General features: G+C 66.7%; 12 protein-coding genes. 9 read left to right on the top strand and 3 right to left on the bottom strand.

Annotation, left to right across the window (positions count from 1 at the left end):
• Positions 1–10: 10 nt before the first annotated feature.
• The 8 genes from gyrB to ISN38_RS10095 all read left to right on the top strand — a co-directional run bounded on the left by gyrB (position 11) and on the right by ISN38_RS10095 (position 8,186).
• Positions 11–2,458, top strand: a complete 2,448-nt coding sequence (gene gyrB / locus ISN38_RS10130) for a DNA topoisomerase (ATP-hydrolyzing) subunit B (RefSeq protein ID WP_068873183.1) — start codon at positions 11–13, stop codon at positions 2,456–2,458.
• 79 nt (positions 2,459–2,537) lie between these two features.
• Positions 2,538–3,392 (top strand): CPBP family intramembrane glutamic endopeptidase, encoded by an 855-nt coding sequence (locus ISN38_RS10125; RefSeq protein ID WP_003469991.1) that lies wholly within the window; start codon positions 2,538–2,540, stop codon positions 3,390–3,392.
• A gap of 67 nt (positions 3,393–3,459) precedes the next feature.
• Positions 3,460–4,266, top strand: coding sequence for a M48 family metallopeptidase (locus tag ISN38_RS10120; RefSeq protein ID WP_206711783.1), 807 nt, complete (start codon positions 3,460–3,462; stop codon positions 4,264–4,266).
• 157 nt (positions 4,267–4,423) lie between these two features.
• Entirely contained in the window at positions 4,424–5,617 is a 1,194-nt protein-coding gene (locus tag ISN38_RS10115; RefSeq protein WP_003469993.1) for a tetratricopeptide repeat protein, read from the top strand.
• Between the two features lie 151 nt (positions 5,618–5,768).
• Positions 5,769–6,443: an energy transducer TonB gene (locus ISN38_RS10110; protein WP_003469994.1), complete on the top strand. Its 675-nt coding sequence runs from the start codon at positions 5,769–5,771 to the stop codon at positions 6,441–6,443.
• Positions 6,444–6,536: 93 nt separating this feature from the next.
• Positions 6,537–7,301, top strand: coding sequence for a TonB-system energizer ExbB (exbB, locus tag ISN38_RS10105; RefSeq protein WP_003469996.1), 765 nt, complete (start codon positions 6,537–6,539; stop codon positions 7,299–7,301).
• Positions 7,302–7,343: 42 nt separating this feature from the next.
• Positions 7,344–7,769 carry an ExbD/TolR family protein gene (locus tag ISN38_RS10100; protein ID WP_003470008.1) on the top strand — a complete coding sequence of 142 codons (426 nt, stop codon included), beginning with the start codon at positions 7,344–7,346 and terminating at the stop codon, positions 7,767–7,769.
• Positions 7,770–7,772: 3 nt separating this feature from the next.
• Positions 7,773–8,186 (top strand): ExbD/TolR family protein, encoded by a 414-nt coding sequence (locus ISN38_RS10095; protein ID WP_206711782.1) that lies wholly within the window; start codon positions 7,773–7,775, stop codon positions 8,184–8,186.
• Positions 8,187–8,429: 243 nt separating this feature from the next.
• On the opposite strand, the gene ISN38_RS10090 is transcribed toward ISN38_RS10095, so the two are convergent.
• The 3 genes from ISN38_RS10090 to cls form a co-directional block, all read right to left on the bottom strand.
• Complete coding sequence (locus tag ISN38_RS10090) at positions 8,430–9,185, bottom strand: pyridoxine 5'-phosphate synthase (RefSeq protein WP_003470013.1); 756 nt, start codon at positions 9,183–9,185, stop codon at positions 8,430–8,432.
• 13 nt (positions 9,186–9,198) lie between these two features.
• On the bottom strand, positions 9,199–9,468 hold the full coding sequence (locus tag ISN38_RS10085) for a hypothetical protein (protein WP_003470016.1): 270 nt from the start codon (positions 9,466–9,468) through the stop codon (positions 9,199–9,201).
• Positions 9,469–9,558: 90 nt separating this feature from the next.
• The gene (gene cls, locus ISN38_RS10080; protein WP_003470019.1) at positions 9,559–11,031 is read right to left on the bottom strand and encodes a cardiolipin synthase; all 1,473 of its coding nucleotides are present in this window, start codon (positions 11,029–11,031) and stop codon (positions 9,559–9,561) included.
• Positions 11,032–11,139: 108 nt separating this feature from the next.
• Here cls and ISN38_RS10075 point away from each other — a divergent pair, with 108 nt between their 5' ends.
• A complete protein-coding gene (locus ISN38_RS10075; protein WP_003470026.1) occupies positions 11,140–12,225 on the top strand; it encodes a PA0069 family radical SAM protein in 1,086 nt (361 codons plus the stop codon).
• Positions 12,226–12,228: the final 3 nt, after the last annotated feature.

The raw sequence follows: 12,228 nt of genomic DNA, 5'->3' as shown, positions 1-12,228 counted from the left end.
CGGCACGCGCATGACCGAACAACAGAATCCGCCAACCTCGCCCGCCAACACCACCTACGACTCCAGCAAGATCACCGTGCTGCGCGGGCTGGAAGCAGTCCGCAAGCGTCCCGGCATGTACATCGGCGACGTGCACGACGGTACCGGCCTGCACCACATGGTGTTCGAGGTCGTCGACAACTCGATCGACGAAGCGCTGGCCGGCCACGCCGACAACGTGCTGGTCAAGATCATGCTGGATGGCTCGGTGCAGGTATCCGACAACGGCCGCGGCATCCCGGTGGATATTCACAAGGAAGAAGGCGTCTCCGCGGCCGAGGTGATCCTCACCGTGCTGCATGCCGGCGGCAAGTTCGACGACAACAGTTACAAGGTGTCCGGCGGCCTGCACGGCGTCGGTGTGTCGGTGGTCAACGCCCTGTCCGAGCACCTGTGGCTGGACGTGTGGCGCGATGGCCATCACTACCAGCAGGAATACAAGCTGGGCGAGCCGCAATACCCGCTCAAGCAGCTCGAGCCCTCCGACAAGCGCGGCACCATGCTGCGCTTCAAGCCGGCGGTGGAGATCTTCAGCGACGTCGAGTTCCACTACGACATCCTGGCGCGGCGCCTGCGCGAACTGTCCTTCCTCAACTCCGGGGTCAAGATCACCCTGCAGGACGAGCGCGGCGATGGCCGCCAGGACGTGTTCGAGTACGAAGGCGGCATCCGCAGCTTCGTCGAGCACCTGGCGCAGCTGAAGACCCCGCTGCACCCGAACGTGATCTCGGTGACCGGCGAGCAGAACGGCATCGTCGTGGACGTGGCCCTGCAGTGGACCGACGCCTATCAGGAAACGATGTTCTGCTTCACCAACAACATCCCGCAGAAGGACGGCGGCACCCATCTGGCCGGCTTCCGCGCCGCGCTGACCCGCACCCTGACCAATTACATCGAACAGAACGGCATCGCCAAGCAGGCCAAAATCACCCTGTCCGGCGACGACATGCGCGAAGGTATGATAGCGGTGCTGTCGGTGAAGGTGCCGGATCCGAGCTTCTCGTCGCAGACCAAGGAGAAACTGGTCAGTTCCGAGGTTAAGCCGGCCGTTGAGAACACGTTCGGCGCCCGTTTGCAGGAATTCCTGCAGGAAAACCCCAGCGAGGCCAAGGCTATCGCCGGCAAGATCGTCGATGCCGCGCGCGCCCGCGAGGCTGCGCGCAAGGCGCGCGACCTGACCCGGCGCAAGGGCGCGCTGGACATCGCCGGCCTGCCCGGCAAGCTGGCCGACTGCCAGGAAAAGGATCCGGCGCTGTCGGAACTGTTCATCGTCGAGGGCGACTCGGCCGGCGGCTCGGCCAAGCAGGGCCGCAACCGCAAGAACCAGGCGGTGCTGCCGCTGCGCGGCAAGATCCTCAACGTGGAACGCGCACGCTTCGACCGCATGCTGGCCTCCGACCAGGTCGGCACGCTGATCACCGCGCTGGGTACCGGCATCGGTCGCGACGAGTACAACCCGGACAAGCTGCGTTACCACCGCATCATCATCATGACCGACGCCGACGTGGACGGTGCGCACATCCGCACCCTGCTGCTGACGTTCTTCTACCGGCAGATGCCGGAACTGATCGAGCGCGGCTATATCTACATCGGCCTGCCGCCGCTGTACCGGCTCAAGCAGGGCAAGCAGGAGCTGTACCTGAAGGACGACAACGCGCTCAACGCCTACCTGGCCAACAGCGCGGTCGAAGGGGCGGCGCTGATCCCGGCCACCGACGAGCCGCCGATCACCGGCAGCGCGCTGGAGAAGCTGCTGCTGCTGTTCGCCAGCGCCAACGACGCGGTGGCGCGCAACGCGCACCGCTACGATCCGGCGCTGCTGACCGCGCTGATCGACCTGCCGCCGCTGGACGTGGCGCAGCTGGAGGCCGAAGGCGACCAGCACCCGAGCCTGACCTCGCTGCAGGCCGTGCTCAACCGGGGCAGCCTGGGTACCGCCCGCTACCAGCTGCGCTTCGAGCCGGCTACCGAACAGCGGCCGGCGACGCTGATCGCGGTGCGCCGCCACATGGGCGAAGAACTGACCCAGGTGCTGCCGATGGCGGTGTTCGAGAGCGGCGAACTGCGCCCGCTGCGCGAAGTCGCGCTGGCGTTGAACGGGTTGGTCCGCGCAGGCGCGCAGATCGTGCGCGGCAACAAGACCCAGTCGATCAGCAGCTTCGCCCAGGCGCATGCCTGGCTGTTCGACGAGGCCAAGAAGGGCCGGCAGATCCAGCGCTTCAAGGGCCTGGGCGAAATGAACGCCGAGCAGCTGTGGGAAACCACGGTGAACCCGGACACGCGCCGCCTGCTGCAGGTGCGCATCGAGGACGCGGTGGCCGCCGACCAGATATTCAGCACCTTGATGGGCGACGTGGTCGAACCGCGCCGCGATTTCATCGAGGAAAACGCGCTGAAGGTCGCCAACCTCGACATCTGACGCGGCATCGCCGCCCCCCGGCGCGCGCCAGGGGCCGGCAGCGTTGCGTTCCCCTAGCCTGCTCTCGCCCAGGATCGCGATGACCTCGCTGCCGTCGCACATGCCAGCCCCGCCCCCGCTGCCCCATGCCGCGTCACCGTCGTCCGGCGCGGGCAAGCCAGTGCTCTGGTTCGTCCTCGACCTGCTGCTGGCCGCCGTCGTGCTGCTGGCGGTCAGCGTCCTGTGCGGCCTGGTCTGGGGCGTGGTGCGCGGCTTCCAGATCAGCATGGAACTGCGTGCGCAGGGCATTCCCGCCGATCGGCTGGCCACGGCCGTCGCCTCCCGGCTCGGCCAGCCCGGCGCGCTGGCGCAGCTGCTGATCGCCCTGGTCAGCACCCTGTCCGCGGCCTTGCTGCTGTACTTCCTGCGCCGCCCGGCCAGCGCGGCCGAGCGCCGCGCCTCCTGGCAGGCCGCGCGCGTGCCGGCCACCTGGGGCTGGGTGTTGCTGGTGGCGGGGGCGGTGTTCGTGGGCAGCACCCTGCTGTCCAACCTCGGCGCGCAGCTGGGGATCAAGCCGGTGCCGACCAACCTGCCGCTGATGCGCGAGGCGATGGCGCAGATGCCGCTGTTCCTGGTCGTGTTCGCGGTGCTGATCGCCCCGGCCTACGAGGAACTGCTGTTCCGCCGGGTGCTGTTCGGGCGTCTGTGGGATGCCGGGCGGCCGCGGCTGGGCATGGCGCTTAGCGGCGTTGCGTTCGCGCTGGTGCACGAGTTGCCCGGCACCACCGGCAACGGCATGGCCGAGACCCTGCAGCTGTGGCTGGTCTACGGCAGCATGGGCGCCGCGTTCGCATGGCTGTACAAGCGCACCGGCACGTTGTGGGCGCCGATTGCCGCACACGGCCTGAACAACGCCGTCGCCGTCGCCGCGCTGTCTTGGTTTGGCACAACTTGAAGATTTGTTTGACGAAATGTTAAGACAAGGGCCACCACACTGAGATGCGTGTCATAGGGGAACCCGTATGAAGAGTGTTGTACTGGGGGCATCGATCGCGTTGCTGCTGGCAGCGTGCGCAACGACCACATCGCCGACCGGGCGCACCCAGGTCGTGGGCGGCGTGTCGCAGCAGGAGCTGGACCAGCTCGGGCTGAAGGCATTCGCCGAAGCCAAGGCCAAGCAGCCGATCGACGCCGATCCCAAGCGCAACGCTTACGTGCGCTGCGTGGTCGGTGCGCTGGTCGCGCAGTTGCCTGCGCAATGGCGCGGCACGGCGTGGGAAACCGCGCTGTTCGACGACAAGGAACCCAACGCGTTCGCGCTGCCCGGCGGCAAGGTCGGCGTCAACAGCGGCATCTTCAGCGTGGCCAAGAACCAGGATCAGCTGGCGGCGGTCCTCGGCCACGAGATCGGCCACGTGATCTCGCGTCACCACGAGGAACGCATCACCCGCCAGATGGGCACCCAGGCCGGGCTCAGCGTGCTTGGCGCGCTGGCCGGCGCGCGCTACGGCAGCGCCGCCGCCGATACGGTCGGCCAGGTCGGCGGCATGACCGCGCAGGCCGCGTTCCTGCTGCCGGGCTCGCGCACCCAGGAGAGCGAGGCCGACGTGGTCGGCCAGCGGCTGATGGCGCAGGCCGGTTTCGACCCGGCGCAGGCGGTGGACCTGTGGAAGAACATGATGGCCGCCGGCGGCCAGCGCCCGCCGCAATGGCTGTCCACCCACCCCGATCCCAGCGCCCGCATCGGCGAACTGCAACGCGATGTCGCTACGCTTGAGCCCGTGTATGCGCAGGCGAGCAGTGCCGGACGGACGCCGAAGTGCGGTTGAGCGCATCGGTGGCGTCGCGCATGGGCGTGCGCCGTGCATGACCATGCGTCCTAGAAACGTTTTCACGGCGTATAGGTTTCTGTTAGTTTTGCTGGCTCGGCCCAGGATGGCCGCTCCGTCTTCCGTGCCGCTCAGGGCGGTTCCACCGAGGTGATCCATGAAATTCAGTATTCGCAAGCAAGCGTTGTTGTCCCTGCTGATCACTGCTGCCCTGGGCGGCGCGGTGGTGGCCGACGCTGTCGCGCAGTCCGATCGCTCCGAGCAGCGCTCCTCGCGCAAATCCAAGAACGAAAAGGCTGCGGTGATGTTTCCCAACGCCACCCGCCAGGAGCCGGCCGGCAAGCCGTCGGCCAAGCTCGGCAGCAAGCTGCAGAAGCTGATCGACACCTACAACAAGGGCGAGGACTACCCCGGCGTGCGCAGCCAGGCCGATGAGATCCTGGCCAATAGCGCGGCCAACGAATACGACAAGTCGATCGCCGCGCAGCTCGCCGCGCAGGCCGCCTACAACCTGGACGACAGCAAGGCGGCCAAGCAGTACCTGCAGCAGGCGATCCAGTTCAACGGCCTGGACAACAACGGCCACTTCCAGTCGATGCTGATGCTGGCGCAGCTGCAGCTGCAGGACGACGAGACCGCCCCAGGCCTGGCGACGTTGGACAAGTTTCTTGCCGAATCCAAGTCGACCCGTCCGGAAGACCTGATCCTCAAGGGCCAGGCGCTGTACCAGACCGAGCGCTACCAGGAGGCGATCCCGGTGTTGAAGCAGGCCATCGCTGCCTCGCCAGAGCCCAAGGACAGCTGGAACCAGCTGCTGATGGCGACCTACGCCGCCGCCGGCCAGACCGGCGAAGCGGTCAAGGCCGCCGAAACGCTGGCGGCGAAGACGCCGAACGACAAGAAGGCCCAGCTCAACCTGGCCAGCATGTACATGCAGGCCGACCAGATGGACAAGGCCGCCGCGGTGATGGACAAGCTGCGCGCGGCCGGGCAGTTGACCGACGAGAAAGAGTACAAGCAGCTGTACTCGATCTACGCCAACACCGACAAGAAGGAAAAGGACGTCATCGCGGTCATCACCGAAGGCCTGCAGAAGGGCATCCTCAAGCCCGACTACCAGACCTATCTGGCGCTGGCGCAGTCGTACTACTACACCGACCAGGTGCCGCAGGCGATCGAGAACTGGCAGAAGGCCGCGCCGTTGTCCAAGGACGGCGAGACCTATCTGAACCTGGCCAAGGTGTTGCACCAGGAAGGCCGCATTCCGGAAGCCAAGCAGGCGGCGAAACAGGCGCTCGCCAAGGGCGTCAAAAAGCCGGAAGACGCCAAGAAAATTATCAACCTGAAGTAAAACGCAAAAAAAGCCCCCGAAAACCAGTGCTTAAAGTAGTGCAGGTCACAGGGATTGGTATAAGCTTGGAGGTTCCTGCGGTATCAAACCGCCTGAACTGGGATTCAGATTCTTCACGAATCCCGGCCCCCCTAAATCGAGTCATTGGCGCATGACGGAACAATTGGTCATCAATCGGCATTACGACAGAGATGAAGCTTCCGGCCTCAGCTGGCCGCGCATCATCGGTATTGCCTTCGTAATCGCGCTGCATCTGGCAGCGCTGATGTTGTTGCTGATTCCAGCCGTTGCGCCGAAGGCCGCAGCGGAGAAGGAACGCAACATCGTCGTCACCCTGGTCGACGCCCCGCCGCCGCCGCCGCCGCCGCCGCCGCCGCCGCCGAAGCCGCCGGAGACGCCGCCGCCGCCGGTCAAGAACCTGGCGCCGCCGAAGCCGACCCCGTTGCCGCCGCCGCCGCAAGCCCCGGTGATCGATGTGCCCACGCCGCGCGACACGGACATCGCCACGCCGCCGTCGCCGCCTGCGCCGCCTGCGGCCGCGACCGACATCGGCGCCAGCGTCGATATTTCGTCGAAGAACATGAACCCGCCGAAGTACCCGCCTTCCGCATTCCGGTCGGGCGCGGAAGGCGAGGTGATCCTGATCATCGACGTCGATGCAAACGGTAACGTCACCAACGTCGCCGTCGAGAAATCCAGCCGCAATCGCGATCTGGACCGCGCCGCCATGGAAGCAGCGCGCAAGTGGCGGTTCAATTCCGCTGTCGTCAATGGACAGAAGACCGCCGGCCGCGTCCGCGTACCGGTCAACTTCGCGCTGAACTGATACAAAGGCAGCAGGCTGGCGCACCCGCCGGTCTGTCCGCCCTGTCTACTCTTTGCACCACCCTCATCACCACACACAACAAAGGTAAGCGTCATGCTGCAGGAAATTTTCATCGCCGCTGCTGCGGGGGGCAACAACGCATCGAACGCCCTGTCGCAGATGGGCTTCGAGCACCTGATCACCGAGATGACCTCCAAGCCGGGTGACTTCGCCGTCTCCTGGGTAGTGCTCATCACCCTCATCATCATGTCGGCGTCGTCCTGGTACTGGACCGTCATCAACATCTTCCGCGCCACCCGTCTGAAGGGCCAGGCCGACCGCGTCACCAGCCTGTTCTGGGATACGCCGAACGCGCAGGACGCCATCCGTGCGATGGAAGAGCAGCCGGCCAGCGAGCCGTTCTCGAAGATCGCGCTCGACGCCGCACAGGCCGCTGCGCACCACCAGCGTGCCGAAGCCGGCGCCGGCAATGGCCTGGGCGAAACCCTGAGCCGTTCGGAGTTCGTCGACCGCGCCCTGCGTCAGGCCGTGACCCGCGAAAGCACCAAGCTGCAGTCGGGCATGACCCTGCTGGCCACCGTCGGTGCGACCGCGCCGTTCGTCGGTCTGCTGGGTACGGTGTGGGGCATCTATGGCGCGCTGATCAAGATCGGTGCCACCGGCTCCGCCTCGATCGACGCCGTTGCCGGCCCGGTGGGTGAAGCGCTGATCATGACCGCGATCGGTCTGTTCGTCGCGATCCCGGCCGTGTTCGCGTTCAACTTCTTCAGCAAGGTCAACAGCTCGACGATCGCCAAGTTCGATACGTTCGCCCACGACCTGCATGACTTCTTCGCCACTGGTTCGCGCGTTCGCTGATCCGCGGTCGAGTCGTCCACGCAACGATTAACGGAGCCCGTTATGGCTTTCAGTAGTGGTAACAGCGGCGGCCCCATGGCCGACATCAACGTCACGCCCCTTGTGGACGTGATGTTGGTGCTGCTGATCATCTTCATCATCACGGCACCGCTGATGTCCCACAAGGTCAAGGTGGAGCTGCCCCAAGCCAACCTGAAGCAGGATCCGGACAAGGACGAGAAACGTTCCAATCCGATCACGCTGTCGGTCAAGGAAGACGGGTCGCTGTACTGGAACGACGAGCCGGTTTCCAAGGAAGCCCTGGAATCGCGCTTCTCCACCGCCGCCCAGCAGACCCCGCAGCCGCCGCTCAACCTGCGTGGCGACCGCACGACCAAGATGCGTACGATCAACGAGATCACCAAGATCGCGCAGGGTCAGGGCATGCTGGACGTCGGTTTCGTTGCGACCAAAGAGAAGGGGAACTGAGCCATGGCATTCAGTTCAGGAGGCGGCCGTGGTCCCATGGCCGACATCAACGTCACGCCGCTGGTCGACGTGATGCTGGTGCTGTTGATCATCTTCATCGTGACCGCGCCGATCATGACGTATCCGATCGACGTGGACCTGCCGCAGCGAGTGATCAACCCGCCGCCGCAGTTGCGCGACCCGCCGCCGCCGATCGATCTGCGTATCGATGCGTCGAACCAGCTCTTCTGGAACAACAGCCCGGTGGCTGTGACGGCGCTTCCGCAAATGATGGAAAACGAAGTACAGCGCGATCCGACCAACCAGCCGGAACTGCGCATCGATGCCAATCCGGATTCCGAGTATGAAGTGATGGCCAAGGTGCTGGCCGCCGCCAAGAATTCGGAAATGAAAAAGATCGGCTTCGTGCAGCAATAAGCTCTACCGCAACACCTCAGTCATGACGCGACTGCAAACGCCACCGGCAACGGTGGCGTTTTTTTTGGCCCCGAAGCCAGCCTGCAATCGCCTCCAGGTTCGGTAACGCCCCGCCGGATTTTGTAGGAGCGGCTTCAGCCGCGACACTTTTCCTTCGACTTCCTCGGTCGCGGCCGATCGCGAAAGCGAAAAACCGCTACCGCTCGCGCATGAGCGCCGATGACCGCCTGACGCGAATGCGCGCTACCGCGCAGCATCCAGAATTCCCAGATACGCCTTCACCGTGGCATCCAACCCGGCATACAGCGCTTCGCCGATCAGCGCATGGCCGATCGACACTTCCAGCACCTGCGGCACTGCGTCCAGGAACGCGCCGAGGTTGGCCTGGGCCAGGTCGTGGCCGGCATTGACGCCGAGTCCGGCGGCCTGCGCGCGGCGCGCGGCCGCGGCGAAGACGGCGGCCGCGGTGGCGTCGTCGCCGCGGTCGAACGCTGCGGCATACGGCCCGGTGTATAGCTCGACGCGGTCGGCGGCGACGTCGGCGGCGCGTGCCAGATCGGGATTGCCGGCATCCACGAACAGGCTGACCCGGCAACCCAGTGCCTTCAGTTCGGCGATCAACGGGCGCAGGCGTTCGCTGTCGCGGCCGAAGTCGAAGCCATGGTCGGAGGTCAGCTGGCCGTCGCCATCCGGGACCAGGGTGACCTGTGCCGGGCGCACCTGCGTGCACAGCGGGATCAGCCCGGGATAGCCGGGCCGCGGCGGCGCGAACGGATTGCCTTCGATGTTGAATTCCACGCCGCGCGCGCCGGTCAGCTCGGCCAGCGCCAGCACGTCTTCTGCATGGATGTGGCGCCTGTCCGGGCGCGGGTGCACGGTGATGCCGTGCGCGCCGGCGTCCACGCAGGCACGCGCCGCATCGAGCACGCGCGGCAACTCGCCGCCACGGGAATTGCGCAGCACCGCGATCTTGTTGACGTTGACGCTGAGTCGGGTCATCGGCGGGCGAGGCCTACGAGGAGAGTGCGTCGTCGCTGGCCGCGGCCGCCGCGGCGCGCCGCGCTTCGGCCTGTTCGCGCAGCCGGCGCAGCTCGGCCGGATCGATCATCGGCGCCGCATCGCGCTGGCTGGCGTCGCCGATTTTGGCCACGTACCAACCGCGCGCCCAGGCCAGCAGGAATCCCAGTGCCGCCAGCAAGGCCAGTACCAGCAACGACATATGCGGCGTGGAGAACGCCAGGACGAAGGCAGCGAGCGCGAGCAGCAGAAACAGCCAGTACATGACGATCTCCCCAAGAATGGACGCAGTGTAGCGCCGCGCGGGTGGCCGGTTCCACGACGAACTGCGCGGACGGCCGCCGCGCAGCAAGCGCTACAGCAGCGGCGAGGTCAGCCGTGCCATCGCCTCGGGCAGCCGGTGGCGCCACAGCGAGCGCTTGCGGTCGTCGCGCACCTGTACCCCGGCGCCGAGTTCGCGGCCGATCAGCGTGGCCAGCTCCTGCGTCAGCTGGCGGTCGCGGAACATCGCCGAGACCTCGAAGTTGAGGCGGAAACTGCGGTTGTCGAAATTGGCGCTGCCGACGATGCACAGCGCGTCGTCGACGATCAGCGCCTTGCTGTGCAGCATGCGCGGGCCGTACTCGTAGATCTTGATCCCGGACTGCAGCAATTCGTCGAAATACGAGCGCGCGGCCAGCGTCACCAAGCGCGAATCGCTGCGCTTGGGCACCAGCAGGCGCACGTCGAGCCCGCCCAGCGCGGCCGATGTCAGCGCCATGCGCGCGGCCTCGCCCGGGACGAAATACGGCGTCACCAGCCACACCCGCCGCTGTGCTTCGTAGATCGCCGCCACCTGCATGCGGTGGATGCTCTCCCACGACGAATCCGGGCCGGACACCAGCACCTGCGCCTTGATCGCCCCGTCGTCGCGGCCGGGCATGTCGTGCGGCCAGATCTGCGCCATGTCGAAGGCGTCGCGGCCCTGGCGGGTGGCGTACAGCCAGTCCTCGACGAACACCAGCTGCAGGCTGCGCACCACGTGGCCCTCGCAGCGCACGTGCAGGTCGCGGTAGGCGTCGGGGCGCAGCGCCTCGTTCTCCTCGTCGGTGACGTTGATGCCGCCAGTGAAGCCGATGCGCCCGTCGATCACCACGATCTTGCGGTGGGTGCGCAGGTTCACCCAGGGCCGCTTGAACTTGAACGGGCGCAGCAACTGGGTGGGGTGGAACCAGGCCGTCTCACCGCCAGCGTCCAGCAGCGGCTGCAGGAAGCGCTTGTGCACCTGCGATGAACCCACCGCGTCCAGCAGCAGGCGCACCTTGACCCCGGCGCGGGCGCGCTCGACCAGTGCGTCGCGGATGCGCGTGCCGCTGCGGTCGGGGTTGAAGATGTAGTACTCCAGGTGCACGTGGTGCTGCGCGGCGGCGATGTCGCGCACGATCGCGTCGTAGGTGGCGGCGCCGTCCACCAGCCATTGCGCGGTGGTCGCCGAACTCGGTGCCAGGCCGGTGGTGGCCTGGGCGATCTTGGCCAGCTCGGTGCAGTCGGCGTCGGGCGGGCAGACGCTGCTGTAGTGCTCCATGCCCGAGCGCGCGCGGCCGCGGCGCAGGCGTTGCCGCTTCACCTTCTGCGGCCCGAGCAGGTAGTAGATGACGAAGCCCAGATACGGCAGCGCGGCCAGCGACAGCACCCAGCTCAGCGTCGCCGCCGGCTCGCGCTTCTGCAGCACGATCCAGCCGCTCAGCCACAGGATGTACAGCAGATAGGCGACGGTGACATAGGCACCGAAATGCGGGATGCCGGTCAGCCAGTCCCAGGTGTTTTGCAAGGTTGCGAATACGAACATCGGCGAATTCTACGGGGCCGGCGCGGCTCCTGCGCGTGGCGCTGAAAGATTCGGCCCCGCTGCGTCGCCGTCGCAGCGGCCGCGACGGCGGCGGCGTAGCCTGTGCCGATGACCACCACCATCAAGGGACGCGGCGCCGGCAGCCATCTGCCGGGCCGCTTCGAACGCAGCATCAGCCAGGCCGAGGACGACGGCTGGCATCCCGACGACAGCGAGGAATTCGCCGCGCCGCGGCTGCGCACGCAAGTGCGCGAGGAGACCGCGCGCAGCATCATCAGCCGCAACCAGTCGCCGGACGTGGGTTTCTCGCAGTCGGTCAATCCTTACCGCGGTTGCGAGCATGGCTGCAGCTACTGTTTCGCGCGCCCCAGCCATGCTTACCTGAACCTGTCGCCCGGACTGGATTTCGAGACCCGCCTGTTCGCCAAAACCAACGCGGCGGACCTGCTGCGCCGCGAACTGGCCAAGCCCGGCTACGTGCCCAGCCCGATCGCGCTGGGCATCAACACCGACGCCTACCAGCCGATCGAGCGCAAGCTGCAGTTGACCCGTCAGTTGATCGAGGTGCTGTGGGAAACCCGCCATCCGTTCTCGCTGATCACCAAGAACGCCCTGGTCGAGCGCGACCTGGACCTGCTGGTGCCGCTGGCGCGCGAGAACCTGGTCAGCGTGCATTTCTCGGTGACTTCGCTGGATCCGCGCCTGTCGGCACGGCTGGAGCCGCGCGCCTCGGCACCGCATGCGCGGCTGCGCGCAATGCGCACGCTGCACCAGGCCGGGGTGCCGGTGGGGGTGATGGTGGCGCCGGTGATCCCGTGGATCAACGACCACGCACTGGAAGCGGTGCTGGAGGCGGCGCATGCCGCCGGCGCCGACTCGGCCGGCTACGTGCTGCTGCGCCTGCCGCATGAGGTCGCGCCGCTGTTCCGCGACTGGCTGCAGGCGCATCATCCCGACCGCGCCGCGCACGTGATGAGCACGGTGCAGCAGCTGCGCGGCGGCAAGGACTACGACAGCGCCTTCGGCAAGCGCATGCGCGGCGAAGGCGTCTATGCCGACCTGCTGGCGCGGCGTTTCGCGCTGGCGCACAAACGCCTGGGCTATGCCGAACGCACGCGCCCGGCGCTGGACTGCAGCCGCTTCGTCAGGCCGCTGCCGCCGCGCGCGCCATCGCCGCAGGGCGAGTTGTTTTGAGGC

Origin of the sequence: Xanthomonas translucens pv. undulosa (assembly GCF_017301775.1) — a bacterium.
Classification (GTDB): Bacteria; Pseudomonadota; Gammaproteobacteria; order Xanthomonadales; family Xanthomonadaceae; genus Xanthomonas_A; species Xanthomonas_A translucens.
Note: the sequence above shows the minus strand (reverse complement) of the source record. Positions and strands in the feature narration are given on the sequence as shown.

Excerpts from the sequence above, each read along its gene's own strand:
- gyrB (WP_068873183.1), top strand. The coding sequence starts at position 11 with ATGACCGAACAACAGAATCCGCCAACCTCGCCCGCCAACACCACCTAC.
- ISN38_RS10125 (WP_003469991.1), top strand. The coding sequence starts at position 2,538 with ATGACCTCGCTGCCGTCGCACATGCCAGCCCCGCCCCCGCTGCCCCAT.
- ISN38_RS10120 (WP_206711783.1), top strand. The coding sequence starts at position 3,460 with ATGAAGAGTGTTGTACTGGGGGCATCGATCGCGTTGCTGCTGGCAGCG.
- ISN38_RS10115 (WP_003469993.1), top strand. The coding sequence starts at position 4,424 with ATGAAATTCAGTATTCGCAAGCAAGCGTTGTTGTCCCTGCTGATCACT.
- ISN38_RS10110 (WP_003469994.1), top strand. The coding sequence starts at position 5,769 with ATGACGGAACAATTGGTCATCAATCGGCATTACGACAGAGATGAAGCT.
- exbB (WP_003469996.1), top strand. The coding sequence starts at position 6,537 with ATGCTGCAGGAAATTTTCATCGCCGCTGCTGCGGGGGGCAACAACGCA.
- ISN38_RS10100 (WP_003470008.1), top strand. The coding sequence starts at position 7,344 with ATGGCTTTCAGTAGTGGTAACAGCGGCGGCCCCATGGCCGACATCAAC.
- ISN38_RS10095 (WP_206711782.1), top strand. The coding sequence starts at position 7,773 with ATGGCATTCAGTTCAGGAGGCGGCCGTGGTCCCATGGCCGACATCAAC.
- ISN38_RS10090 (WP_003470013.1), bottom strand. The coding sequence starts at position 9,185 with ATGACCCGACTCAGCGTCAACGTCAACAAGATCGCGGTGCTGCGCAAT.
- ISN38_RS10085 (WP_003470016.1), bottom strand. The coding sequence starts at position 9,468 with ATGTACTGGCTGTTTCTGCTGCTCGCGCTCGCTGCCTTCGTCCTGGCG.
- cls (WP_003470019.1), bottom strand. The coding sequence starts at position 11,031 with ATGTTCGTATTCGCAACCTTGCAAAACACCTGGGACTGGCTGACCGGC.
- ISN38_RS10075 (WP_003470026.1), top strand. The coding sequence starts at position 11,140 with ATGACCACCACCATCAAGGGACGCGGCGCCGGCAGCCATCTGCCGGGC.